The organism is Actinomycetota bacterium (assembly GCA_030019255.1).
In the GTDB taxonomy this organism is placed as follows: Bacteria; Actinomycetota; Geothermincolia; order Geothermincolales; family RBG-13-55-18; genus Solincola_A.
In genome coordinates, this window is the sequence record JASEFK010000003.1 from 204,417 (window position 1) to 229,114 (window position 24,698).

Annotated in this window: 22 protein-coding genes and 2 riboswitches; of the genes, 11 read left to right on the plus strand and 11 right to left on the minus strand. The window is 66.8% G+C overall.

Features of this window, described 5'->3' with window-relative positions:
- Positions 1-166: 166 nt before the first annotated feature.
- The 5 genes from QME84_03890 to QME84_03910 all read right to left on the minus strand — a co-directional run bounded on the left by QME84_03890 (position 167) and on the right by QME84_03910 (position 6,604).
- A complete protein-coding gene (locus QME84_03890; GenBank protein ID MDI6873409.1) occupies positions 167-1,339 on the minus strand; it encodes a (Fe-S)-binding protein in 1,173 nt (390 codons plus the stop codon).
- 3 nt (positions 1,340-1,342) lie between these two features.
- The gene (locus tag QME84_03895; GenBank protein ID MDI6873410.1) at positions 1,343-2,710 is read right to left on the minus strand and encodes an FAD-binding oxidoreductase; all 1,368 of its coding nucleotides are present in this window, start codon (positions 2,708-2,710) and stop codon (positions 1,343-1,345) included.
- Positions 2,711-3,117: 407 nt separating this feature from the next.
- A complete protein-coding gene (locus QME84_03900) occupies positions 3,118-4,527 on the minus strand; it encodes a CoA-binding protein (protein MDI6873411.1) in 1,410 nt (469 codons plus the stop codon).
- Positions 4,528-4,611: 84 nt separating this feature from the next.
- Positions 4,612-4,761, minus strand: coding sequence for a hypothetical protein (locus QME84_03905; GenBank protein MDI6873412.1), 150 nt, complete (start codon positions 4,759-4,761; stop codon positions 4,612-4,614).
- Between the two features lie 322 nt (positions 4,762-5,083).
- A complete protein-coding gene (locus QME84_03910; GenBank protein ID MDI6873413.1) occupies positions 5,084-6,604 on the minus strand; it encodes an NAD(P)/FAD-dependent oxidoreductase in 1,521 nt (506 codons plus the stop codon).
- 392 nt (positions 6,605-6,996) lie between these two features.
- Here QME84_03910 and QME84_03915 point away from each other — a divergent pair, with 392 nt between their 5' ends.
- The 10 genes from QME84_03915 to fabF all read left to right on the plus strand — a co-directional run bounded on the left by QME84_03915 (position 6,997) and on the right by fabF (position 15,576).
- Positions 6,997-7,833 (plus strand): carboxyl transferase domain-containing protein, encoded by an 837-nt coding sequence (locus tag QME84_03915; GenBank protein MDI6873414.1) that lies wholly within the window; start codon positions 6,997-6,999, stop codon positions 7,831-7,833.
- A 445-nt stretch (positions 7,834-8,278) separates the two neighbouring features.
- Complete coding sequence (locus QME84_03920; protein MDI6873415.1) at positions 8,279-8,497, plus strand: hypothetical protein; 219 nt, start codon at positions 8,279-8,281, stop codon at positions 8,495-8,497.
- Entirely contained in the window at positions 8,497-9,402 is a 906-nt protein-coding gene (locus QME84_03925; GenBank protein MDI6873416.1) for an ACP S-malonyltransferase, read from the plus strand. Before QME84_03920 ends, QME84_03925 begins: the two co-directional genes overlap by 1 nt.
- Before the next feature lie 5 nt (positions 9,403-9,407).
- On the plus strand, positions 9,408-10,748 hold the full coding sequence (locus QME84_03930) for a biotin carboxylase N-terminal domain-containing protein (protein MDI6873417.1): 1,341 nt from the start codon (positions 9,408-9,410) through the stop codon (positions 10,746-10,748).
- A 154-nt stretch (positions 10,749-10,902) separates the two neighbouring features.
- Positions 10,903-11,298, plus strand: a complete 396-nt coding sequence (locus tag QME84_03935) for an acetyl-CoA carboxylase biotin carboxyl carrier protein subunit (GenBank protein ID MDI6873418.1) — start codon at positions 10,903-10,905, stop codon at positions 11,296-11,298.
- On the plus strand, positions 11,286-12,353 hold the full coding sequence (locus tag QME84_03940) for a beta-ketoacyl-ACP synthase III (GenBank protein MDI6873419.1): 1,068 nt from the start codon (positions 11,286-11,288) through the stop codon (positions 12,351-12,353). Before QME84_03935 ends, QME84_03940 begins: the two co-directional genes overlap by 13 nt.
- Entirely contained in the window at positions 12,350-13,093 is a 744-nt protein-coding gene (gene fabG, locus QME84_03945; protein MDI6873420.1) for a 3-oxoacyl-[acyl-carrier-protein] reductase, read from the plus strand. The genes QME84_03940 and fabG overlap by 4 nt, the downstream gene beginning before the upstream one ends.
- On the plus strand, positions 13,090-13,896 hold the full coding sequence (locus tag QME84_03950) for an acetyl-CoA carboxylase carboxyltransferase subunit beta (protein MDI6873421.1): 807 nt from the start codon (positions 13,090-13,092) through the stop codon (positions 13,894-13,896). Before fabG ends, QME84_03950 begins: the two co-directional genes overlap by 4 nt.
- A gap of 157 nt (positions 13,897-14,053) precedes the next feature.
- Positions 14,054-14,317 (plus strand): acyl carrier protein, encoded by a 264-nt coding sequence (locus QME84_03955; protein ID MDI6873422.1) that lies wholly within the window; start codon positions 14,054-14,056, stop codon positions 14,315-14,317.
- Positions 14,314-15,576 carry a beta-ketoacyl-ACP synthase II gene (gene fabF, locus QME84_03960; protein ID MDI6873423.1) on the plus strand — a complete coding sequence of 421 codons (1,263 nt, stop codon included), beginning with the start codon at positions 14,314-14,316 and terminating at the stop codon, positions 15,574-15,576. The genes QME84_03955 and fabF overlap by 4 nt, the downstream gene beginning before the upstream one ends.
- 181 nt (positions 15,577-15,757) lie before the next feature.
- On the opposite strand, the gene QME84_03965 is transcribed toward fabF, so the two are convergent.
- From QME84_03965 to QME84_03990, 6 genes are all read right to left on the minus strand, one after another.
- On the minus strand, positions 15,758-17,005 hold the full coding sequence (locus QME84_03965) for a molybdopterin molybdotransferase MoeA (GenBank protein MDI6873424.1): 1,248 nt from the start codon (positions 17,003-17,005) through the stop codon (positions 15,758-15,760).
- 43 nt (positions 17,006-17,048) lie between these two features.
- A complete protein-coding gene (locus QME84_03970; protein ID MDI6873425.1) occupies positions 17,049-17,867 on the minus strand; it encodes a hypothetical protein in 819 nt (272 codons plus the stop codon).
- A gap of 522 nt (positions 17,868-18,389) precedes the next feature.
- The gene (locus QME84_03975) at positions 18,390-19,493 is read right to left on the minus strand and encodes an ABC transporter ATP-binding protein (GenBank protein ID MDI6873426.1); all 1,104 of its coding nucleotides are present in this window, start codon (positions 19,491-19,493) and stop codon (positions 18,390-18,392) included.
- A complete protein-coding gene (locus tag QME84_03980) occupies positions 19,490-20,257 on the minus strand; it encodes an ABC transporter permease (GenBank protein MDI6873427.1) in 768 nt (255 codons plus the stop codon). Before QME84_03980 ends, QME84_03975 begins: the two co-directional genes overlap by 4 nt.
- Positions 20,258-20,357: 100 nt before the next feature.
- Positions 20,358-21,203 (minus strand): substrate-binding domain-containing protein, encoded by an 846-nt coding sequence (locus QME84_03985; GenBank protein MDI6873428.1) that lies wholly within the window; start codon positions 21,201-21,203, stop codon positions 20,358-20,360.
- Between the two features lie 289 nt (positions 21,204-21,492).
- Positions 21,493-21,612: riboswitch (molybdenum cofactor riboswitch) on the minus strand.
- Positions 21,613-21,642: 30 nt separating this feature from the next.
- Entirely contained in the window at positions 21,643-21,825 is a 183-nt protein-coding gene (locus QME84_03990) for a hypothetical protein (protein ID MDI6873429.1), read from the minus strand.
- Between the two features lie 970 nt (positions 21,826-22,795).
- Positions 22,796-22,917, minus strand: a riboswitch (molybdenum cofactor riboswitch).
- A 242-nt stretch (positions 22,918-23,159) separates the two neighbouring features.
- Between QME84_03990 and QME84_03995 the strand changes: the two genes are divergently transcribed.
- The gene (locus tag QME84_03995; GenBank protein MDI6873430.1) at positions 23,160-24,602 is read left to right on the plus strand and encodes a PAS domain S-box protein; all 1,443 of its coding nucleotides are present in this window, start codon (positions 23,160-23,162) and stop codon (positions 24,600-24,602) included.
- Positions 24,603-24,698 lie beyond the last annotated feature (96 nt).

Here is a 24,698-nt window from a genome sequence, read left to right on the forward strand (position 1 = left end):
GTCTTGAATTTTGATACCCCAGGGGGTATTTGTGTGATTATCCTGCACCTCCCGAAACCGCGCGGGTCCGCTCCACGGCGGCGGGCGGCCGGGGGCGTTCCCCCGTCGCACGCCGTTTTTTTAGGCTTCCCCCGGAGAAACAACCATCCATGATCCCCTCTCCCTTTCACAGCAGCTCGTAGATCTCGTAAACCGGCATGCCATTCCGGGAGAGGAGCTGGTCCGCGCAGTGGGGGCAGGCGGTGATCACCGCCTCGGCGCCCACGGCGCGCGCCTCCTCCAGCCTCTCGTCCGCCGTCCAGGCGGAAAGCTCGGGCCGCCCCGCCTTCACCCCCCCGCCCGCGCCGCAGCACCAGGAGTTCTCCAGGTTGCGCTCGAACTCCAGGAGCTCCAGGCCGGGAACGGCGGAAAGCAGCCGGCGCGGCGCCTCGTATATCTCGCACCACCGGCCCAGGAAGCAGGGGTCGTGGTAAACACCCTTGAGCTTCCTCTTCCCCTCCGGGGAGAAGGCCCCTTTCTTCAGGGCGCGCGCCAGCACCTCCGTGGCGTGAACCACCTCCAGGTCCATGGCCCGCGCGTACTCGTCGCGGAGCACCTGCAGGCAGTGGGGGCAGGCGGTGACGATGCAGGTGGCGCCGGTGGAGCGGAACAGCTCAATGTTCTCCAGGGCGCGCTCCTCGAACCCGTCGTGGTCTCCCAGGGCCAGGTTGAGGCTCCGGCAGCAGGGCTCGGCCTCACCCAGCACCCCGAAGTCAAGGCCGGCCGCCCGCAGTGCCCGGACAAGGGAGGAAAGCCTTTCCTCCCGTCCAGGGGCGGCGTAGGCGCAGCCCACGAAGAGAAGGTACTCCGCCTTCTCCCTGGTGAGGTCCCGCACTTCCAGGTCGCGGACAGCCTTGCCCTTGAACCCCTTCTCCAGCCCGAAGGGGTTGTCCCGCTCCCGCGTGGACCGGAGCAAGGGGGCATGGGCGGGCAGCGGACCCCATCCCTCCTCCACCGCCTTTTCCCGCATCAACTGGATGATACGGGTGGTGTGCAGCCCCTTGAGGGGGAAGCACATCTCCTGGCACAGGCCGCACAGGTTGCAGGAGTAGATGATCTCCGCCGTCTTCTCCGTGGGCTCGAATTCCAGGTTGGTGATGGCCCGGGCGATCTCCATCATCCCCGCCGCGTAGTAGGACTCGAAGCGGTACCGCGTGCCGCAGGGGCAGTTGGCGGAGAAGCGGGCGCTCACGAACTTCTGCACGTTGATGGACTGGCACATCTTGCACTTGCCGCACACCCAGTAGTCGTCCCGGTAATCGGTGAGCTTCTCCCTCTTCCTAGTAAGTCCCCGCTCCATGGGCTACACCCCCTCCATCAGCTGGCCGGGATTGAGGAGGCCCTTGGGATCCAGGACCTGCTTGAGCTGGCGTATCATACGGATGTTTTCCGGGTCCAGGCGCGAATAGACCAGGCGGGCCACCTCGCCCCGCGGCCGCCCCACGTGGGCCCCCCGGTCCAGGACTTCCCGGTAAGCCCGGAACCACGGCTCGGAAAGGCCCCGGTCGTCGGGACGGTGGTAGATGTCCGTCTCGCAGTAGAAGGCGGCCCCGTAGTAGCTGGGGATGGCCACCCGGCCCAGCTCGTATCCCTCCGCCGCCTCCGCCACCACCTCGAAGAGAGGAGCGACCTTCCTGGCGAAGGTGAAGCACTCCACGGTCTCCACCGCTCCCCGGTAGTGCGCCCGGTCCCTCACGTACCACGGCCACTCGAACTTCTCCCGCATGAGGGAGGCCAGCTCGCCTTCCTGCCGTTCGCCGCCCAGCCCCTCGGCCATTTCCCGCGTCTGCCGGTCCCATATCTCCACCAGTTCGGGGTGGTTGTCGAAGCCGAAGACCACGCTCCAGGGCGGGAGCTCCGCCGCCAGGGCGTCCGCCTCCGAGGGACTCCGGGTGAGGAGCACGGAGAGGTACCTCCGGTCGGCGACCACGCACTCGAAGACCTGGTCGTGCCGGGAGGCCAGGCGGGCGGCCTCCACCGCCGGCACCGCCTCCCGGAAGGCGTAGGCCGTCACCCTCCTCTCCTCCCACCTCCGGTAAATCCAGGCCTTCATGGCGTAGGGCATGCCGAAGACGTCCTCGCTGGCATGGAAGAAATTGGAATACATGGGCCCCAGGTCCTCGCGGAACTCCGAGTGGCCGTCCGGGGTATACTGGTCGGTGCCGCTCATCCACAGGCGGCCGTCAGCCAGGATGGCATGGAAGGTGGTGAACTGGTAGGGCCGGGTGGCCCCGTTGGCCAGGATGACGTCCCGGTCCAGGTAGGTCCGGACAATGGAGGAGGAGGTGGCCGCCGCGGGCATGAGGATGCGCAGTCCCCGCCGATCCAGCTCCTCCTTGAGACGCTCGAAGGTGACCCCGTATTCCACGAAGGCCAGGAGGTTCTCCTCGTCGATGCGGACGATACGATCGATGCCCGAAAGGTCGACGAGGACGCCCCCGGAGGAGGCGATCTCCGGGGAGAGGTATCCCCTGCGGTGGGTGTAGATGGGCACCCCCCGGGAATAGCACCAGGAGGCGACGTCCGAGAGCTGGAAGGAATCCCGGGGCTTCACCAGGGTGAGATCCAGCCGGGTCGGCGGGTCATGGAAATAGGCCGCCAGCTCCCGGGGATCGTCGGAGGCGATTCCCGGTCCCAGCGCTTCCCTCAGGTCCTCCGCCACCTTGGCCATTCGACCCACCTCCCTTCAGGTCTTCCACCAGGACCACCCACGCGATGCTTGCCATCCCGCCGGAAGCCGTCTTCACCTGCGTTCCCGTAACCCGGGCACCGAACGAAGGACCACGGGCCGCCGGTATCCTCCTCGGTCTTGCGCCATATGCGGGAATCGTTCCCTTTCCCCTTTCCACGGGTCCCCCTCCCACGACCCGATGCGGAAGGGCCAACGGGTCCGAAGCCTGTCCACCGGTCACGCCGGCGAGGTGGGAGCGGCTTACCGACCTCCCCCGCCGGATTCCGGCGCCCGGGAGGGGAGCTGTCTTGCTCCCGTGACCGGGAGCCGTTCCCGAGCGCCGCGACCCCCCACGCATTCCACTTAACCCCCATCCGTGCTCCACTCCCGGGGTTCCTCGCCTCGCCTCACCGGTCGTCGTACCTGCGCTCCGCGCTGCGCGCCAGGGCCCAGGCAGCCTCCACGCTCCTCTCGATGGAAAAATATACTGGTATGCCAATATCTTCCAACTCAGCAAACCAGCGCTCACCGTCCTCCCGGGAGGCGCCCAGGAAACAGGCCAGCACCGGCTTCTCCGGGTGTTCTTCCCTCGCCTCCCCCAGGAGGGCGGCGGCGTCGAACTCCGACTCCGGTACCAGGGTGAAGAGTACAACCAGCAGGTGCACGTCCTCCTGGTCCGCCATGGCCCGCAGGACTTCCCGGTAGCCTCCCTCCACCCCGGAGGAGAGGGTCGCCGACCAGATGTCGGCGGGGTTCCCCAGGGGAGCCCAGGCGGGAACATTCTTCCTTATCCGGTGCAGGGTCTCCTCCCGCAGGGGCGGAAGGCCGAGTCCCCTCCTGCGGCAGGCATCCGCCGCCAGCACCGTCCCCGCGCCGGTTATGGACACCACGCCCACGTTGGACCCCCGGGGTGGAGGGCAGTAGGAAAGGGCCTTGGCGCAACCGAAGAGGCCTTCCAGGTCCTCCACCTGGACCACGCCCGCCTGGGCCAGGGCTCCCCGGTAAACGGCGTCCTCTCCGGCCAGGGAGCCAGTGTGCCCGGCGGCCATTCGAGCCCCGAGGTCGGTCCTTCCCCCCTTGAGGAGCACCACCGGCTTGCGCGCCGTGACCTGCCTGGTCAGCTCCCAGAAGCGGCGGCCGCGCCCCAGGCCCTCCGTGTACACCGCCACCACCCCGGTCTGCGGGTCATCTCCCAGGTAGGAGAGGACGTCAACCTCGTCCACGTCGGCCTTGTTCCCCAGGCAGGCCACCTTGGCCAGGCCGAAGCGTTGGGTGGAGCTTATCCAGCGCGCGAAGCCGCCGGCGAAGAGACCGGTCTGGGCCACGATGGAGATGTTTCCGGGCCTCACCGGCTCGAGGGTCATGAGGGAAGTCGCCAGGCCCGATTCCGTGGACAGGGTACCCACGCTGTTGGGCCCCATGAGGCGCATGCCGGAGCGCCGCGCCGTCTCCACCAGCTCCTCCTGCATCCTTCGCCCCTCCTCGCCGTCGTCGGCGAAGCCCGCCGCGGAGACGATGACCCTCTTCACGCCCGCCGTGGCGCACTCCTCGACGAATTCACGGGTTCCCTCGCGGGGAAGGACGGATACGGCAAGGTCCACCTCTTCCCCCACCGCCCGCAGGTCGGGATAGGCGGAAAGCCCCATCACCTCGCCTCCATCGGGGTGAAGGGGATGGACGCGGCCCCGGTAGCCGAGGCGGATGAGGTTGGAGAGGACCACGTTCCCCAGCTTCATGGCCGTCTTGGAGGCGCCGGCCACCGCCACGCTGCGGGGGTTGAAGAAGCCCTCCATCTCCGAGATCACGTCGCCGGTCATGCCTCCCTCCCGTGCGCGTTATCGAGGATGCGGCGAGTTCGCGGCGCTCCTACTTGTATGGTGATGAACGATCCCGCGCGAACCTCACACGAAGTAGCGGAAGGGCATCTTGGGAAGCTGGGTGATGAGGAGCTTGGGATACCTCCAGTCGGATGGTTCGGTGGTGGCGGCCAGCCATGCTGCCAACCCCGCCGCCGCGCCCAGCGCCAGCATCAACCTCGTCCTCTTCTTCAAGCTATCGCCTCCCTCCCCCACCTTCGTGAGCGGCACGTCCTTCCCCGTTCTTTCCGTACCCAGGCCGCTTTCCGCGCTCCCGCCCCCGTTTTCCGATCCGCGGGCTCCAATCCCGATGGATCCCCTGGGTTCCCGGTGTCTTCACGGGTAGCGTCCCCGCGGCACCTCCATTTCCCGCCGGGCCCGGAAAGCCGCTCCACAAGCCGCCTTCTTGAACCCCTGGTCCGACCCCTCCTCTACGCCCGTCGCCTCCCAATTTCCGACTTCCCCCGGGGCCCGGGCTGCCCCAATCGAGACGCCGTCCCGGGCACCCTTAAAGGCTTCAGGCGTTGTCCCTCACCACCAGCCCCCCGGTGATGATGCCCCCGGCCACCACCGCCGGCACCCCTCCCCCGGGATGGGTGGAGGCTCCCGCCAGGTACAGGTTGCGGATGCACTTGGAGCGGTTGGCGGGGCGGAAAACGGCCATGTGGCTGATATCCGTCTGGATGCCGTACACCGCCCCACCGGGATGCAGGAGCATGCGCTCCAGGTCCTTGGGGGTAGCCATGTCCCGGTAGACCACGTGCTCGGAAAGGTCGGGTATCACGTAGCGCTCGATGGTCTCGACGGCCAGGTCTATATACCTCTCCTTGAAGCGGTCCCAGTCGTTCCCGGCCAGGTTGTAGGGAGCCAGGCCCATGTGGGTGAGCACGTGCTTTCCGGGAGGGGCCAGGTTGGGGTCCACCTTGGAGGCCCAGGAGATGAGCCCCATGACCTCGATGCGCCCGTCCTTCTCGTAGAGCTTGCCCTTCAGGTAGTAATCGCTCCAGTAATCGTTCATGGCCCGGGGATCGGTGAGGGTCAGGGTATGGTGGGCGCGCAGGGGCGGCTCGTAGTCCACGCCCAGGTAGATCATGGGGCAGGGCATGGAGAGAACCAGGGAGGTCACCCCCCTCCACACGTGCCAGGGTATGTGTTCCCTCCCGATCATGTCCATGTACAGCTTCTTGGCGTTGATGGCCCCTATCACGTTCCGGGCGGTGATCTCCGTTCCATCCCAGAGCTCCACCCCAACCGCCCGGCGGTTCTCCACCATCACCCGCACCACCCGGGCCCCCAGCCGGGTCTCTCCGCCCAGGTCGTGGAAGGCCTGCTGGATTCCGGCGGGGATGCGGATCATCCCTCCCTCCGGATAGAAGATGCCCTCGTGTTCCAGCAGTCCCACCACGGCGTACAGCCCGGCGCACATGTCCGGGGGCAACCCGGCGTAGAAGGACTGGAAGGCCATGGAAGCCAGGACGTCCTGGTGCTTGAAGTACTTGGCCACCACCTTCTGGTGGGTGGTGACGAACATGGGAAGCACGGTAAGCAGGCCGGGATACCTGGCGACGAGGCGCAAGGTGTCCATGAAGCCCAAGGAAGGGGCGTAGAAGAAATTGTCCACCAGGCCCCGTATCTTGGGCGCGTAATCCTCGGCAAACTTGAGGAAGGCCCTGGCGTCCTCCGGGGAGAACTCGGCGATGACCCGTGCCGTGTCCTCCACCGAGGTGGGATAGGCGAAGCGTACTCCCCGCGTGTTGTCGCAGTAGTCGTAGAGGGGATCCACGGGGATGAGGGGAATGTACTTTTCGCGCGGCAGCTCCAGGCGCCGGAAGAGCTCCTCGAAGGCGCGGGTCACCTCCACCACGCTGGCACCCACGTCGAAATGAAATCCCTCCGGGGTCTCGAAGGTGGAACAGCAGCCCCCGATGCGGTTCGACTGCTCGAGGACCAGGGTCTTCATCCCCGCCTTCTGGCAGAGTGCGGCGGCGGTAAGTCCCCCCACCCCCGCGCCGATCACCACCACGTCGTAGTCGGGCACCGGTATCCCCTTACCAGATAGTATTGGTGACTTATCGTTTTTATTATACTATCCGATTTTGATCTTGCAACCCTTCGGAAACGGCCGACCCTTATTGACCGCCGACTCCCTTTTCTCGGGCGGCAACCCGGAAGGAACGCACGGGGTCATCCAAGATCCTCTCAAAGGGCAGGAGCCCTTGCGCATCAATACCCGACTCGAAGTCCCGAATCCCATCTCCCCTACGGAATATAGACGGTCGCGGACCCCTTGCCGGGCCACGCGGCGGTGCATGGAATATATTTCCATGGTAACCCTTTTCCCACCCTCGCGTTTTCATGCGTAGAAAGACCCGCCGAACCAGGCCGCAGGGAGGGCAGGAAGATCTCTTTTCCAGGAGGTGACCCTGCACCATGCGTGCCTGGAAAACGGTTCAACTCGCCCGCCACCCCGCGAGGCCCTGCGCCGGCGAGCTCGTGGAGCTTGTGGCCGATTACTTCTTCGAGCTGCGGGGTGACGGCCGCGGCCGCGACGACCCCGCCGTGCTCGCCGGCCTGGCCTCCATCGCCGGCCATCGGCTGGCCCTGGTGGCCGTGGACAAGGGCAGTGGCAACGTCGAAAGGAGAAAGCGCCGGCAGGGGATGCCCCTGCCCGAGGGACTCCACAAGGCCGGGCGGGTCTTCTCCCTGGCGGCCAAGCTCCGCCTGCCCCTCCTGTGCCTGGTGGATACCCCCGGTGCCTTCCCCGGCCCGGAGGCCGAGGAGGGCGGACAGGCTCGGGCCATATCCGGGAACCTCTCCCGGCTGCTTTCCCTTCCCGTTCCCATCCTGGTGATCTTCACCGGGGAGGGGGGCAGCGGGGGTGCCCTGGCCCTGGGCATCGGGGACACGGTGCTGATGATGGAGAACGCCTACTTTTCGGTCATCACCCCGGAGGGATACGCTGCCATTATATGGAAAGACGCCGGGCGGGCGGGCGAGGCCGCGGAGAGCCTGGGCCTTGCCGCCGCCGACCTCGTGCGCCTGGGGCTGGTGGACGGGGTGATCGAGGAGCCGGGCGGCGGGGCCCACGCGGACCCCCGGGCCGCGGCCCTCAACCTGCGCCGCGCGGTGGATGAAAACCTTTCCCTCCTGGAGGCCATCCCCGTTCCCCGGCTGCTGGAGCGCAGGAAGGAACGTTACCGCCGCATCGGGGGCTTCCTGGAGGCGGAGGAGGTGGAGGATGGAAGCCTTCTGGCCGCCGGCGGCTGAGCTGCGGGACCTCATCATCGAGGTTGCCCGGGACATGGATTCCAACCTGCTGGTCGAGTTCCGTTTCCGGGCCGGTCGCCTGGACGGGGTCATGATCCTGCGAAAGGGCGGAGGGGGCGGGGAAACTCCTTCCCCGGAACACGGGGGAAGAGACGACCCCGGGGCATGCAGGCCACGCGCGGAGAAGGCGTGGACGTGCCTCCACCCGGACCCGGAAGCGCCCGAAGGTCCCTCCCCCGCTCCGGCGGGCGGACAAGGATATGGAAAAGCATGCCATGCGTGGTCCGGTTGCCTCCCCCGCCCGCTTCCCGGGGGGAACATGCCCGCTCACGGGAGGGGAGCGTCGGAAAGACCCCGACTTGGCGCTACCGGCCGACCGGCAGGGGAAGCAATTCACGGGAGCCATGCCACCGCGGAGGAACCCCGCGCCCGGAAAAGGTTCCTCGTGCTGCGTTCGCCGGAGGTGGGCGTGTGGTGCGGTGACCCTCGAGGAGAGCACGACGAGATCCTGGAGGCGGGCGCCGTGCTGGGCCGCGTGCTCACCCTGGCCGGTGACGAGTTGGTACGCGTTCCCCGCGGGGGAAAGGCGGCGAGGAGACTGGCGCGGGAGGGCGATCCCGTGGGGGTGGGGGAACCCCTGATCCTCTGGGAGGTGATGGAGTAATGAGGCCGGTATACGTCTTTCCGGGGCAGGGAAGCCAGCACCCGGGCATGGCCTCCGGGAGAACCACGCGGGACCCCGATGCGGCGCGCGTCTTCCGGTTGGCCTCCGAGATCTCGGGGATGGACATCGCCTCCCTGTGCCTGGAGGGAGACCCTTCCCTGCTGGCCCGCACGGACGTCTGCCAGCTCTCGGTGGCGGCCGTCTCCCTGGCCTGGCTCACCCTCCTGGAAAAGGATGGTTACCGCCCGAAGGCGGTGGCGGGACACAGCCTCGGCGAGTATTGCGCCGCCTGCGCCGCGGGATGCCTGGGCGCGGAGGACACCCTGCGCCTGGTCTGGACGCGCGGCAGGGCCATGCTGGAGTGCGCCCTCGAAAGGCCCGGCTCCATGCTGGCGGTGATCGGCCTGGGCGAGGAGGAAGTCCGGTCGCTGGTGGAGGAGGCGCGGGAAGACGGTTTCCTCCACCTGGCCAACCACAACAGCGAACTCCAGTGCGTGGTGGCCGGAGACACCGCCGCCCTGGAGCGTATGGAAGCATTTGCCAGGAAAAGTGGCGGGCGCACGGTGAGCCTCAAGGTCTCCGGGGCCTTCCACACCCCGGCCTTCAGGTCGGCCGCCGCGGCGGTGGAGGAAGCCCTGCAGTCCATGCCGGTGAAGGACCCCTCCGTGCCCTTCTTCTCCGGCTACTCGGGAACCGCCCTGGAGGACGGCGACTCCGTGGCCCGCGCCCTGGTGGAAGGCATGTATTCCCCCGTGCGCTGGCGGGACGTGCAGCGCGCCCTGCTCCCCCTGGCCGCGGAGGGCCAGGTGGAGGTGGGCCCGGGAAAGGCGCTCAACATCATGGCCCGCCGGGATCACCCCCACCTTGCCGTGTACCACGTTTCGGAACTGGTGGGCGGCGGATGATGCCGATGGACCTGGGAGTAGGCATGACTTTCGGGTGCATCCTAGTGGCCAACCGGGGGGAGATCGCCCTGCGGGTGCTCCGTACCCTCAGGGAGATGGGCATCCGGGGTGTGGTCGCCCTTTCCTCCCTGGACCTGGCCGATCCCCCTCCCCTGGCCGACCGGATCATCTGCGTGGGTCCCGGCGAGCCGGAAAGGAGCTACATGGACGCCCACCGGCTGCTCACCGCCGCCGTGGCCTGCGGTGCGGAGGCGGTGCACCCGGGATACGGCTTCCTCTCCGAGGACTCCCGCTTCTCCCGGCTCTGCAGGGAAATGGGGCTCGCCTTCATCGGTCCCTCCCCGGAAACCCTGGACCTCCTGGGAGACAAGGAAGCGGCCTGCCGCCTGGCCGGTGAAGTGGGCATACCCCACCTCCTCTTCTCCAGGGTGGACGGCGAGGCGGAAGCCCGCCGCGTGTCCCGGGAGCTGGAATACCCGGTGGTCATCAAGCCCGCGCGGGGAGGCGGCGGGAAGGGCATAAGAGTGGTCCGCGAGGAACGCGATTTCCTCCGCCTCTTCCGGGAAGCGGCGGCGGAAACCCCCTCCCGCAACCGGGAAGCGGGGTTTTACGTGGAGCGCTTTCTACCGGGAGCCAGGCACCTCGAGGTGCAGGTGATGAGGGACGGGCGGGGTAGGACGGCGACCTTTCCCGTCCGCGACTGTTCCCTGCAGTACCGGAACCAGAAGTGGGTGGAGGAGACCCCCGCCGCGCGGTGTACCGCCGCCCTGGTGAAGGGCATGGCGCGGGACGCGGCGAGGCTGGCGGAGGCCTCCGGCCTGGTGGGCATCGCCACCGTGGAATTCCTGGCGGCCGGTGATGGTTATTTCTTCCTGGAGGTCAACCCGCGCCTGCAGGTGGAACACGCGGTCACGGAGTTGGTCACCGGCGTAGACCTGGTGAGGGAGCAGGTCCGCCTGGCGGGGGGCGAACACCTCGAGGAACCGCCTCCGCCCCGCGGACACGCCGTGGAGGCCCGCCTTTACGGGCTTTCCCGGGGAGCGAGACCGCGACTTGTCCTCCCCGGTGGACCCGGGATAAGGGTGGATACCGCGCCGCAGAACCCCCGGGCGCTCCTGCGCTACGACCCCCTCCTGGCCAAGATATGCGCCTGGGGACCGGACCGTGCCCCCGCCGTGGCCCGCCTGCGGCGCGCCCTCGAGGAAACGGAGGTCGAAAACGCAAATACCAATCTATGCCAGCTACTGCGACTGGTCACCTCGGAGCCTTTCCGCTCCGGCGACTACCATCTCCAGACCATGGAAAGCGTGACCGGGGGGAAACCTTGGATCACTTGCGGGGAATAGGGAAGCTTATGCGCCGGGAGGGCAAGGCGGGAAGGTCGCATCGACCGGATGGATCCGCAAGTGGTTGTCCATCGCCTCGGCCGAGGAGCCCCGAACCTTGCCATTCGAGGGAGAAACGTACCAGGACCACGAAAGCCGATGTCGGGAGGAAAAATTGGATTACCTGCGGGGAATAGGGGAGTTCATGCGCCGGGAGGGCATCCGGGAGCTGGAGATCGAGGACGGCGAATGCCGGATATACCTGCGCCTCGCCCTCCCGGAGGAAGCGGCTCCCGGGACCGCAGAACGGGAACGGGAGATCATCACCGCCCCCCTGGCGGGCATCCTCCACCTCTCCCACCCCGGGGAAAAAGGTCCCTGCTGCGCGCCGGGGGAGGGCAGGAGACGAGGGGAGGTCCTCTTCTACGTCGAGGCCCTCAAGCACCTCAACGAGGTCCACGCGCCCTTCGACCTGGTGGTGGAGGAGGTGCTGGTCGCGGACGGTGCACGGGTGAGCGAGGGCCAGGCCGTACTCCGCGTGAGAAAGGAGGCGCCGGGTTGGGGGGAGTGACCATGACCGCCTGCGGTTCCTTCCTCCCGGGGCACGCGCTGCACAACCGGGACCTGGAAGGCTTCCTGGACACCAGCCACGAGTGGATATTCTCCCGCACGGGAATCGCGGAGCGGAGAATCGCGGGGCCCGGGGAGGACAACCTAACCCTCTCCCTGGAGGCCTCCCGGCGTGCCCTGCGACGGGCGGGGCACAAGGGAAGGGACGTGGACCTGGTGGTGGTGGCCACCACCACCGCCGACCGCATGGTCCCCTCGCTGGCCTGCAGCCTGCAGAGAGAGCTGGGGGCACGCGGCCCGGCCTTCGACCTCAACGCCGCCTGCAGCGGTTTCATCTACGCCCTGGCGGTGGCCTCCCGTTTCCTGGAGACGGGCGCGGCGAGGAGGGCGCTGGTGGTGGGAACGGAGACCCTTTCCCGTATCCTGGACTGGAAGGACCGCTCCACCTGCGTCCTCTTCGGCGACGGGGCCGGGGCGGCGATACTGGAGCCCTGCGGGGACGGGGAGGGCATCATCTCGGTCTGCCTGGGCGCCGACGGGGAGGGTGACCGGCTCATCCGCGCCGAGGGAGGAGGGGCACGGATGATGGCCTCCCTGCGCGGCAACCTGGACGGAGGCGAGGCCGGCCTGCGGGAACATCTCCCCTTCCTGGCTCGTGCCTGGGAGAAAGGGGACCCCTTCCTGCGCATGGACGGAAGGGAGGTCTTCAAGTTCGCGGTGCGCAAGCTCGAGGAGGTGGTGCGGGACCTCTGCGGACGGGCCGTCGTGGACCCCCGCGAGGTGGACCTCATTATCCCCCACCAGGCCAACCTGTGCATCATCGAGGCGGCGTCAAGGAGGCTGGGCGTCCCCCTGGAACGCTTCCACCTCAACCTGGAACGCTGCGCCAACACCTCCGCCGCCTCCATACCCCTGGCCCTGGATGACGCCCTTGGCCTGGGAAAAATTGACAAAGGAGACCTGGTCCTGCTGGTGGCCTTCGGCGCCGGCCTCACCTGGGCCGGCGCGCTCATGAGGTGGACAGGTAAGGCTTACGGAAAGGAGGAAAGATATTGAGCGCTGAGGGAAGGACGGCGCTGGTGACCGGCGGCTCCCGCGGCATCGGGCGGGCCATCGCCCTGAAACTGGCGGAGGGCTGCTCGCGTATTGCCATTAATTACCATAAGAACCACGCGGCGGCCGAGGCATGCCTGGAGATGCTCTTCGCGGCGGGGGTGGAGGCCATGGCGCTACCGGCGGACGTGTCCCGTCCCGAGGAGGTAAAGCCGATGATGGAGCGACTGGAGAGGACGTGGGGCGGGGTGGACATCCTGGTCAACAACGCCGGGGTCCGCCGCGACGGCCTGGCCGTCCGCCTGGGAGACGAGGACTGGGACCGGGTGCTGGACACCAACCTGAAGGGGGCCTTCAACTGTTCCCGCGCCGCCCTTCCGGGCATGATCCGCCGCCGCTGGGGACGGATAGTGAACGTATCCTCGGTGGCCGGCCTGGTGGGTAACCCCGGGCAGGTCAACTACTGCGCCTCTAAGGCCGGACTCCTGGGGCTCACGCGCAGCCTGGCCCGGGAGGTGGCACGCCGCAACATCACCGTGAACGCCGTGGCTCCCGGCCTTATCGCCACGGAGATGGTGGAGGATCTGGCCGGGGAGTGGCGGGAGCTCATTACCTCGCGCATTCCCCTGGGAAGGGCGGGTTCACCCGAGGAGGTGGCGGAAGTGGTAGCCTTCCTGGTTTCTGAGGCAGCCTCCTACGTCACCGGCCAGGTTATCTGCGTGGACGGGGGGATGACCTGTTGAGCTCCGTCCGGGAGATGCTGAGGCGTAGAGAGAGGGCCTCCCGGCTCTGGAAACCCTGTGCCGGTTGTGGACTGCGGGTGGAGGTCGAGGTGCTGGCCGGAAACCTCGGTGTCTGTCCCCTGTGCGGACACCACCACCGCCTGGCTCCCCAGGAGCGAGCCGCATGGCTCTTCGACGCCGGAACCTTTCGACCCCGGCGTCACCGCATGCGTTCCACCGACCCCCTGGGGTTCTACGCCCACTCGGACGACGGCGCCGGGCCCGGCCCCGAGGAGCCGGTGATCTACGGGCCGGGAAACATCGCCGGCAGACGGTGCGTGGCGGCGCTGATGGATTTCTTCCAAGCCGGCGGATCGCTGGGCGCGGTGGCCGGGGAGCTCATCTGCCGGGCTGGAGAGCTCGCCCGGAGCGAGGAACTGCCCCTCCTCCTGGTCACCGCCTCGGGAGGGGCGCGCGTGCAGGAGGGCACGCTGGCCCTTCTGCAGATGGCCAAGACCATGGTGACCATGAACGAATTGCACGAAGAAGGGATCCCCGTGATTGCCCTGCTCTGCGATCCCACCTGCGGGGGGGTCGCCGCCAGCTTCGCTTATGCCGCCGACTTCATCCTGGCGGAGCCGGGGGCCCTCATCTGTTTCACCGGCCCGCGGGTGGCGGAGCAGGCGGCAGGCATCAGGTTTCCGGAAGGCTTTGCGCGGGCGGAACGGCTGCTGGAGCGCGGTCTGGTGGATATGGTGGTCCCGCGACGCGAGCAGCGTCGGGTAATCGGTGACCTGCTGGCCTTCCTGGAGGGAAGGGGGTGAGGGAAAACCTCAGCGGGGAGGGAGGTTTTCGCGATTCCTCATCGCGGGCCGAATGCGTCGGATTTCCTTCCCACATGCACGGGAACGTTGGGTCATCGGGTCGGCAGGCCGGAAGATGACGGCATGGCCGGCCCGGAGAGGAGGAAAGGAGGACGAGGTGGACGAGCAGGCGCTATTCCGGAAGGTCCAGTCCGTGCTGGCCGAGAGGCTGGCCCGGGACCCGGGGGAGATAACCCGGGAATCGCGCCTCCAGGAGGACCTGGAGGTGGACTCCCTGGACCTGGTGGACCTCTCCATGGTCCTGGAGGACGAGTACGGCATCGACATCCTGGAGGGAGAAGTCGGCGACATCGTGACCGTGGGCGACGTGGTCAGGCTGGTCCTGGATCGCCTGCTGCAAAAGGAAGGTGAGGTGAAGTGAGGCGCCGCGTGGTCATCACGGGCATGGGACCGGTGACCTCCCTGGGCATGTGTCTTTCCAGTTTCTGGAATGCCTTGAAGGAGGGGCGCTCGGGGATCTCGACCATCACCTCCTTCGATCCCCGCGGGCTTCCCAGCCGCATAGCGGGGGAGGTCTCCGACTTCGATCCCCAGGCCTTCATGGACGGCAAGACCGCCCAGCGCCTGGACCGCTTCTGCCAGTTCGCGGTGGCCGCCGCCCGCCTGGCTCTCGACGACGCCGGCCTCCCGGAAGGGAGGGAGCTGGAGGAGGCGGGGGTGGAGGACCACCGCGCCGCGGTGGTGGTGGGCTCGGGCATCGGGGGGATGTCCACCCTGGAAAGCCAGCACCGGGTGATGCTGGAGCGGGGGTATGCCCGCGTCAGTCCCTTCACCATCCCCATGATCATCCCCAACATGGCCGCCGGGGTGCTGGGCATGGTCCTCGGCTTCCGGGGACCCAACCTGTGCACGGTCACCGCCTGCGCCGCCGGTGCCCACGCCCTGGGCGTGGGTTTCCAGCTGGTGGCGGGAGGTTGGGCGGACCTCTGCCTGGCGGGAGGGGTGGAGGCCAGCGTAACCCCCCTCTCGGTGGCCAGCTTCTGCTCCATGCGCGCCCTCTCCACCCGCAACCACGACCCGGAAGGGGCCAGCCGGCCCTTCGACGCCGATAGGGATGGCTTCGTCATCGCCGAGGGGGCCGGCCTCCTGGTGCTGGAGAGCCTGGAAGGCGCCCTGGAAAGGGGAGCCCGCGTATACGCGGAGCTGGCCGGCTTCGGGATGAGCTGCGACGCCTACCACATGACCGCCCCGGACCCGGAGTCGCGGGGGGCCGCGCTGTGCATGGAGGAGGCCCTGCGCTCGGCGAAGATGCGTCCCGAGGAGGTGGGCTACATAAACGCCCACGGGACTTCCACTCCCTACAACGACCGCGCGGAGACCCTGGCCATCAAGAAGGTCTTCGGCGAGCTGGCCTACCGCATCCCGGTCTCCTCCACCAAGTCCATGACCGGCCACCTCCTGGGAGCGGCGGGGGGCGTGGAGGCCATCGCCACGGTCATGGCCCTCCACGAGGGGGTACTTCCACCCACCATCAACCTGGAGAACCCGGACCCGGAATGCGACCTGGACTACGTCCCCGGGGAAAGCCGCCCGGCCGAGGCGCGGGCGGCCCTGAGCAATTCCTTCGGCTTCGGTGGCCACAACGCCTGCCTGGCCTTCCGGGCCTGGGAAGGAGAATAGAAGGCGGGCGGGAGCGGGGCGGCGTTCCGCCCGCCTCGCCGCTGGCTCCCGGGAGACAAGCGGAGCCCGCGGAAAGCGACCGGAAAGGCGGAAGGGGCAGGGGCGACGCCGAAGGCAAGTATCCCAGGAGGGGGAGCGTTTTCCTTGCCCCGCGAGGAGGAGGTTTCCCGGCCTGGCGATTTCAGGGGCGCAGGAGCTGGATGGTCACCTCCGAACCGGGCTCCAGGCGCCCCACTTCCTCCGGCAGGACGGCCAGGGCGTTGCCCAGGACCATGGACTTCAGTATCCCGCTCCCCTGGGGCCCGGTGGGGCGCGCGTGCCAGCGACCGTCCCTCCACTCCGCGATCACCCGGATGAACTCCGTCCGCCCCGTTCGCCTCCCGATGGGGGCATCCAGGACGGCGGTGACCTGGGGACGGAAGAGGGAGGAGCGTCCCATCATCTTGAGCAGGGCGGGACGGACGAACTGCTCGAAGGAGACCATCACCGAAACGGGGTTCCCGGGGAGGCCGAAGAGGGGCTTTCCCCCGATGTGCCCGAAGGCCTGGGGCTTTCCCGGGCGCATGGCCACCTTCCAGAAGTTCATCTCGCCCAGCTTTCCCAGGACGTCCTTGACCATGTCGTAATCTCCCACCGAGACCCCACCGCTGGTGACGAAGAGGTCCACGCGGTCCAGGTTGTCCATGATGGTCCGCTCCAGGAGGGCGGCGTCGTCGCGCACGATGCCCAGGCGCAGCGGTTCCCCGCCCGCCTCCCGGACCATGCCATAGACCGTGTAGCTATTGGAGTCCCGTATCTTTCCGGGAGGGAGCTCCGCCTCCACCTCCACCAGCTCGTCCCCGGTGGAGATGATGCCCACCACGGCGCGCCGGAAGCAGCGCACCCGGGCGTAACCCAGGGAGGCCAGCATCCCCAGCTCGGCGGGACCCACCGGGGTCCCGGCGGCGATGACCCTCTCCCCGGCCCGCACGTCCTCCCCCGCGCGGCGCACGTTGTCTCCCCTGGAAACTCCTTCCACCACCAGCACCCGCCCCTCCTCGGCGCGGGTCACCTCCACCGGGACCACGGCGTCCGCTCCCGGCGGTAGGGGTGCCCCGGTCATGATGCGCAGGGCCTGGCCGGGTCCCACGGCCACTTCCGCTGTGTACCCCGCCGGGAGGTCCCCGAGCACCTCCAGCTCCACCGGGCTGTCCTCCGCTGCCCCGCTCACGTCCTCCGCCCGCACGGCGTAACCGTCCATGGCCGAGTTGTCGAACGGGGGGATGTCGTTGACCGCCACCACGTCATCGGCCAGGGTCATCCCCAGCGCCTCCAGCAGGGGGACCTCCACCGGCTCCAGGGGCCGTATGGTCTCCAGTACCCTACGCCTGGCTTCCTCCACGCTCAGCATCTTGTCTCTCCTCCTACCCTGCACCTCGATCCCGGCCACCCGGGGCCGCCTTTTTCCTCACAGCGCAGGAGAATACCCTGCTTCACTCCGGCGGAGACCAGTCGCCTTTTTCCATATATTTCCTGGCCTCCTCCGAGAGCAGGTAATCGGCGAAACACCGCGCACCCTCGGCGTCAGTGTCCGGGTAAACCAGGGTTCCGACGGCCATTACGTGGTAGGGATTGGGAAGCTCCCCGTTCATCCCGAAGAGGGGCTCTGACTCCAGGTCCGGGGCCAGCCTGAGGAAGGTGCTGCTGTCCGCCAGGGTGTAGGCACCCTCCCGGGAAGCCTGGGCCAGCACCTGCTCCATGTCCCCCTCTACCACCCTGACCCAGTCGGTCGTCTCTCCCGCTTGCATGCCACTCAGGAGAAAGAAGATCCTGGACGCGGTCCCCGATTCGTCCGACCGCACCAAAAAAACCCTTCCGGAGGTGGCTATCCTCTCCAAGGCCTCCTCCGGGCTCCCCGCCTCCCTCACCCCGGCGGGATCGTCTGGCGGTCCCACCAGGAGGTAGGAATCGCGCATCACCTCCAGCCTGAATTCCAGGTAGCCGTTCCTCTCCAGGCGTTCCTCCTCCTCGGGGACGTGCAGGAGCAAAAGGTCGCACTCCCCGTGGACGGCCATCTCCAGGCCCTCGGCGTCGGAAACCGTTAAAAGCTCCACCCGGCTCCCGGTGCGCGCCTGGAAATCCTCAATCCAGGCCTCCAGGATGCCGAATCCCTGCAGGTCCGAGGTGGCCGCCAGGACCAGCGGTCGCCCGCCGTCCCCCTCGCAACCCCCGAGGGCGAGGGAGGAGAGGACGAGCAAAGCCGGCAGGAGTGCCGCCAATAAATGCGACTGCCGGAATCCTTTCCTCTTCATGCCTGGTGTCCTTCCTCGGTCATGCCCGCTGAATCAGTGCGGGGGCTACGTACGTCACCTATCCAGTATTCACCCTCTCCGTCTTCCCGTCAAAAGCCCCGAATTACCCTCAAAATCCTGAGGTCGGATGAACAATCCCAAACACATTCTTGTGAATTCTATGGAAGTAATACTCTGGGCTTCGGGACCCTAAAGCGTATATTAACCGCCGAATATGTCCACTCGGGAAGGGGCGGGGGTCCGGATGGTCCTGTAAGGCGGAACGCGAACGCCACGACGGTACCTTTTTCCAATCTCGAAAAGCCCGAATGCCTTCCCGCCCTTTCAAGTCGCCCTTTCGTGAACTCAGAAAGGCACCGGTCTCTCGGGTTGAAAAATCGATGTACCGGCCCCCCGTTCTCCCCTGCCCGGCAAGGCTGGTCGGCAATCCGAGATAGTCCCTCGTTCCCCGGCGTGGAAAGGTTTTCTCCCCTCTTGCCCGTCCTTATGTTCAGCCTCCAAGACCGACCCATCCCGTGCTCACTACTCCCGTGCCCCGCTGAAGGGCATTATATGGAGGGAGGTGGCCTTCAGGGCGGCGGTGAAAGCCTTCCCCGGGGCGATGCCCATCTCCTCCCGGGAAGGGCGGGTCACGTGGGCGGTGAGGGGGAACCCGCAGTCCAGGCGCACCTTCACCATCCCTCCCATCTCCCGCACCTCCAGGACCCGGGCGGAAAGCCGGTTGCGCGCCGAACCGGCCTCCTCCCCGGGGACGTGGAGGACCACCTCCTCGGGATGCACCAGGACCTTCACCCGGGAGCCTACCGGGAAATCCCCCAGGGCCAGCAGCTCCCCCTCCCCCACCCGAATGCGCACCATCTCTCCCTTCCCAGCCACCACCTCGCCTTCCAGGAGGTTCTCCGCCCCCAGGAAGGAGGCCACCTCCTCGGAAACCGGTCGGGCGAAGACCTCCCCCGGCTTCCCCACCTGTTGGAGCGTTCCGCCTATGAGCACCGCCAGGCGGTCGGCGACCTCCAGGACCTCGTGGTAGTCGTGGGAGACGTAGACGGCGGTGACCCCCGCCTCCCGCACCAGGAGGGGGAGGAGGCGCAGCATCTCCCGGCGGGTGGGAAGGTCCAGGTTGGAGAGGGGCTCGTCCAGGAGCAGCAGGCGGGGCCTGAGGATGAGGGCCCGGCCCAGGGCCACCTTCTGGGCCTCCCCGCCGGAGAGGGTGCGCACGTCCCGGGAGGCCAAGTGCTCCAGGCCCAGGCGCTCCAGCATCTCCCGCACACGTGCTTTTCTCTCCGCTCGGGGCATCCCCCTGACCTTCAGCCCGTAGGCCAGGTTGTCCTCCACGGTGCGACGGAAGAGGATGGGGTCCTGGAAGATCATGGTCATCTGCGCCGCCAGCTTCCGCCGCTCCCCGCGCTCCAGCGTGGAGAGCTGCTTCCCGTCCCAGAAAACGATCTCCCCCCTGGTAGGTCTTTCCAGCAGGTTGATGATGCGCAGGAGGGTGCTCTTCCCCGAGCCGTTGGGCCCCACCACGGCGGTGACCGACCCCTCCTCTATGTCCAGCTCTCCCACCTGGAGCACGCGCCGTCCGTCGTACTCCCGCTCGACGCCGCGCAGGGACAGGAGGGGAGTCATGCCACCTCCCTCCCCCTCAGCCTGGAGAGGATGCCCCTGGCTACCCTGCCCGGACCGTGGAAGGCCGTGCCCTGCTGGAGGAGGGTCATGAACCACACCAGTAGGAAGGTGATGCCCAGGAGGATGACCCCCAGGGCGATGGCCCGCACGCTGTCGCCGCGACCGACCTCCAGCACGGTGGCCGTGGTCAGGGTGCGAGTGTAGGGCTGGCCGTTGAGGAGCAGGTTGCCCCCCACCATCATGGCCGCCCCCACCTCGGAGATGACCCCCCCGAAACCGGCGATGACCGCGGCCAGGAGGGAAAGGCGGTTCTCCCGCAGCAGGGTCAGGGCGGCCCTCATCTCCCCGGCCCCCAGGGACCTGGCCTGAAGCCTTATCCGCGGGTCGGCGTTCTGCAGCGCGGCCATGGTTATCCCGGCGATGAGGGGCATGGCCAGCACCACCTCGGCCAGGATGATGGCCTTGGGGGTATACAGCCACTCCAGGAAACCCAGTGGTCCCCTTCTTTTGAGGAAGAGGTAGACGAAGAGCCCCACCACCACCGGGGGGAGGCCCATTCCGGCGTTGACCAGGGTGACCAGGAGCCGGCGGCCCCGGAAACGGTAGAGGGCCAGGACCGACCCGAGGGGGATACCCAGCAGCATGCCGACCAGGGTGGCCAGGGCGCACACGTAGAGGGTGAAGAGGGTGATCCTCATGACATAGGGGTCCAGCCTGGCGATGAGCCTGACGGCCTCCACCAATCCCTGCCATATCTCTCCCATCTTTTCCTCCCGGACTTAATGCGCCGTTTACCTCTCCGTCCCGGCCGCCGCTACCCAGGTCACCGCGCGCAACCTCGCACCCCCGAGCATTGTTCCCCCGCTACAGGGCGTCGGGGAAGAAAAGAGGTTCCCCGTACTCCTTCACGCCGAAGGTCTCCAGCAATTCCTGCGCTTTCCTCCCGGTGACGAAATCGGAGAAGGCCCGCGCCCCGGCCTGGTTCACGTCCGGCCACCTCTCCGGGTTGACCTCCATGACATGATAATAGTTGAAAAGAAGGGGGTCACCTTCCAGGAGCACGACCAGGTCGAGGTCCTTCTTCAGCTTGAGAAAGGTCCCCCTGTCGGTCAAAGTATAGGCCTTCTCCTGGGAAACGATGCGCAAGGTGTCTCCCATGCCCTTCCCGCTCTCCATGTACCAGGGGCCTGAAGGAGCCAGGCCGGCCTCTTCCCACAGGCTCAGCTCCTTGGTATGGGTTCCGGAATTGTCTCCCCGGGACACGAATTTGGCTCCCGCCTTAACGATCTTCTGCATGGCATCCGACGCTTTCACACTTGACCCCACGCCGGCCGGGTCCTCGGGGGGACCCACGATAACGAAATCGTTATGCATCACCGCCCGACGGTTGACGGCATAGCCTTCCTCCACCATCTTTTCCTCGTCCCCGGGGCTGTGCACCAGCATGACATCGCACTCACCGTTGCGGCCCATCTCCATGGCCTTGCCGCTTCCCACGGCGATAACCTTGACGGAGTAAGGGTATTCCTCCTCGAACATGGGTATCCAGGCGTCGAGCAACCCAGAGTCCTGGGTGCTGGTGGTGGTGGCCAGGATGAGCTCGGCTCTCGGCGCCTCTTCAGCGGCCCGGTTGCCGCATCCCGTGATCCATACCGTCACCGCCAGGGCCAGGACCAGGGCCAACATGAAGGTTTTCCTCGGCCTGCGCATCTTCTGCTTCCTTCCCCTTTCGCATGCTTTCCTACTTCTCTCTCCTGCTTCCCCTGCCTTGAACAAGCCAGCGAACCATCCGGCTATTCCCCGCCGGGAGACCGGAAGACCCCTCCATGGTCCCGGAGGTGACCCGGTCCCGCTCACCGATCTTCCGTTCCTCCGCGTGCTCCTTGCCGCCCGTGAACGGGTTCGCGCGCTCCCGGACCTCACTCGGGAGGAGACCGGGAAGGTACCTCCGTAAAAGAAGGAGTGAAAAAGCCCGCTCGGAGGCGGGCGTACCGGCAGTAAGCCGTTTTCGCCACCTCCTTTCCAAGCACGGGAGGCATGGAGGTTTCCCCCCACACCCTATCGGCTCATATCCATAGCCCTACGGCCTTAGGAACGGAGCTCGGAGGTTTTCGGTTCTACACCAATGTCAAGGTACCGGGCAAGAACCTCAGAAACAGCCCAGCGAGCATTTCACTATCTTGATGTTGAGGGCGTTGGCCGCCTTTCCCACCTCCAAGGGCGGCACACCCAGCTCCTCGGCCAGCTTCAGGGCCACGGCGCAGGGGATGCGCCCCTCCTCCGCCTTCTCCTTCACCGCTTGCAGGACCCTCTCCTCCACGTCCGGAGACATGAGCTCACCTCCCAGTTTTCCCGCGGTCCTCGAGAGCACCATTTCCCAGGCCCTTTCCCTTCCCAGCTCGGATACCATCACCAGCTTGGCCCGGGGATTGTGCTCCTTTATCCTCCTCTCCAACCCCAGGGCTTCCTCCCCGGGAATATCTTCCATCCCGTTGACCACCACGGTATGCGCCTTCTCCAGGGCCTCGAAGGCCGAGGGCTTGAAGTCGTCGAACCCGGTGGACATGACGAAGACGGCGTAGTCCGGCTCCAGGTGGCGCAGAACGCTGTTCCCTTCCACGATGACCACCGGGGCATCCAGGCGGGAGAGGGCTTCCCGGAGGTCCTGGGCCAGGGTCTCCGGGGTGGATCTCACCCACAGGACCGGGAAGGCTCCCGCCGCCCGCAACCTGGCGGTATCCGTGTCCGGCCGTTCCGGCTCCTCCCCCTCCTCCAGGATGACCTCTCCGGGCGGCCTCCTTTCGTGCACGGACACCTTCATGGCCGCGCAGGAAGGACAGCGCGAGGCGATGAAGGCAGCCAGGGAGCTCTTTCCCACGTCCTTGCCGGAGCCGGAGATGGTGATTATCTTCCTATCTTTTCCACGAAGCTCGTCATTTCGCCCCCGGGGGTCGGACGCCTCCATCCCCTTCCCAGGGGTACGAGAAATCTCGCCCTTCCTCCCATCTCCCCTCCCGCGGTCCCGGTCCGAAGCCGCGTAGGAAGAACCACCCTCCCTGGTAGTGACCACTCCAGGGATGCGGCCATGGGCTTGGACTATCCCGACCGATGCCGCACGGCAGGAATCGTCCGTGCAGGAAGACATCATTTCAGCGTGGAGTTCATGATCCTCGATAATCCTGTAAGGGTACGCACAGATGGAACCACCAGTGGGACGGGAAAGGGTTGGGGGACCAGTCTCCCTTCGGTCCAATGCGGACGTAGGCTCCGAAAAAAGCCCGTCCGGAGAGGACGGGCGTACATCACCACTCATTTCCCTCTCCTTTCCAAGCACGGGAGGCACCGGCGTTTCCCCCGGCACCCTATCGGTCCAGCCCCATAGCCTCCGGGCCTTAGGCGACTGGACTCGGAGAGCGCCTGTATCGGGTGTCAAACCGCAAAGGCGAGGGTAATTATAGACCCGCGGTGGGAAGGAGAGCAAGTCGCGTAGCGCCCTCGACCCTAACCATCCGCGCCGATGCCGCCGAAAATATACCGTGATGACGAACGACGTTCGAACGGATGTATAATGTCCACGGCTTCCGGTGGAGGGGAACGACGGCCGGGACGCGGGCCCGGCGAGGTGCCCGGGGCTTGGCCGCCGCCGGCAGGAAGGGGGCTCCGGTCATGGGCAAGCGGGACGAGGACGAGGAACGCTACCGGGCCATCATAGAGAACCAGGCCCTGGGGATAAGCGAGGTAGACCCCGAGGAGAACTTCCTTTTCGCCAACCCTGCCGCCCACCGCATCTTCGGCGTGCCGCCGGGAAGCCTGGTGGGCCGCAACCTAAGCGAGTTCATGGACGAGGATTCCTTCCGCGTGATCCGGCTGGAGACCGAGAAAAGGAAGCGGGGTGAGAGCAGCACCTACGACGTGGCCATACGCAGGGGCGACGGGAAGAGGCGCATCATACGGGTCACCGCCTCCCCCCGCTTCGATGAGCGCGGCAATTTCATCAGCGCCCTGGCCATCTACTCCGACGTCACCGAGCTCAAGAAAGCGGAAGAAACCCTGTACCAGAGGGAGAGGTATTACCGCGCCCTCCTCCACAACGCGGCGGACATGATCAGCATCCTGGACGGGGAGTTCCGCTTCCGCTGGGGAAGCCGCTCCACCGCCCTCACCACCGGCTACGACCGGAGCATCTACGGACGGACGATTCTGGAATTCATCCATCCCGAGGACCTGGAAAAGGCGCGGGCGGACATGAACAAGGTTCTCGAGAATCCCGGCGTACCTCTGTACATCAATTCCCGCTTCCGCCACGCCGACGGCAGCTACCACCACCACGAGGCCATAGTCACCAACCTCCTGCAAGATCCGGTGGTGGGGGGAATCATCATCAACTCCCGTGACATCACGGAGAGGGTGGCCATGGAGGAGAAGCTGCGGGCCAGCGTCCGGGAGCTGGACGCCTTCGCCGCCACCGTGGCCCACGATCTGCGGGTCCCCCTTTCCCTCATCTCCGGTTATGCCGAGCTTTTGAGATATGCCGATACCACCGAGGAGGAGCGGGAGGCATTCCTGGATAACATTACCAAAGCGGCCCGGAGGCTGGAGGAGATGACCGCCTCTCTCCTGGCCTACGCCCAGGCGGGGAGCCCCGAGGGAAAGCTCACCAAGGTGGACCCGGCGACGGTCATAGCCGAGGTGGCAGAGGAACGCGGTGCGGAGCTGGACTCCCGCGGAATAGCGCTGGAGGTGGAGGGGAACCTCCCCAACATCCAGGCCGACCCGCTCAAGCTGCGGCAGGTCTTCTTCAACCTCCTGGACAACGCCATCAAGTACACCTCAGGATGCGATAACCCCCACGTCCGCATAGGCGGAAGGCGGGAAGGAGATATGGTCACCCTCTTCGTGAGCGACAACGGCTGCGGCGTGGATCCGTCCATGGCTCAAGACATCTTTCTGCCCTTCCGGCGCGGGACCGGGGAGGCCGGCGGCCTGGGCATCGGGCTGGCCACCGTGAAGCGGGCCGTGGAGGGTTGGGGCGGCAGGGTGTGGGTGGAATCCACGCCTGGGGAAGGCGCCTCCTTTTATTTCACGGCCCGTGCGGCGGATGCCGGTTAATAAAAGGGTTAATAAAAGGATATGAGGGTCGAAAGAATTCAGCCTCCCTGCGAAGTCCTCGGAACTAGGAGGCAAACCGCTCGGCGCAAGTCACCT

What these genes read in the sequence shown, in the direction of transcription:
- QME84_03890 (MDI6873409.1), bottom strand. Translation starts at nt 1,339, where the DNA reads ATGGAGCGGGGACTTACTAGGAAGAGGGAGAAGCTCACCGATTACCGG.
- QME84_03895 (MDI6873410.1), bottom strand. Translation starts at nt 2,710, where the DNA reads ATGGCCAAGGTGGCGGAGGACCTGAGGGAAGCGCTGGGACCGGGAATC.
- QME84_03900 (MDI6873411.1), bottom strand. Translation starts at nt 4,527, where the DNA reads ATGACCGGCGACGTGATCTCGGAGATGGAGGGCTTCTTCAACCCCCGC.
- QME84_03915 (MDI6873414.1), top strand. Translation starts at nt 6,997, where the DNA reads ATGCGTGCCTGGAAAACGGTTCAACTCGCCCGCCACCCCGCGAGGCCC.
- QME84_03925 (MDI6873416.1), top strand. Translation starts at nt 8,497, where the DNA reads ATGAGGCCGGTATACGTCTTTCCGGGGCAGGGAAGCCAGCACCCGGGC.
- QME84_03930 (MDI6873417.1), top strand. Translation starts at nt 9,408, where the DNA reads ATGGACCTGGGAGTAGGCATGACTTTCGGGTGCATCCTAGTGGCCAAC.
- QME84_03970 (MDI6873425.1), bottom strand. Translation starts at nt 17,867, where the DNA reads ATGAAGAGGAAAGGATTCCGGCAGTCGCATTTATTGGCGGCACTCCTG.
- QME84_03975 (MDI6873426.1), bottom strand. Translation starts at nt 19,493, where the DNA reads ATGACTCCCCTCCTGTCCCTGCGCGGCGTCGAGCGGGAGTACGACGGA.
- QME84_03980 (MDI6873427.1), bottom strand. Translation starts at nt 20,257, where the DNA reads ATGGGAGAGATATGGCAGGGATTGGTGGAGGCCGTCAGGCTCATCGCC.
- QME84_03985 (MDI6873428.1), bottom strand. Translation starts at nt 21,203, where the DNA reads ATGCGCAGGCCGAGGAAAACCTTCATGTTGGCCCTGGTCCTGGCCCTG.
- QME84_03990 (MDI6873429.1), bottom strand. Translation starts at nt 21,825, where the DNA reads ATGTCTCCGGACGTGGAGGAGAGGGTCCTGCAAGCGGTGAAGGAGAAG.
- QME84_03995 (MDI6873430.1), top strand. Translation starts at nt 23,160, where the DNA reads ATGGGCAAGCGGGACGAGGACGAGGAACGCTACCGGGCCATCATAGAG.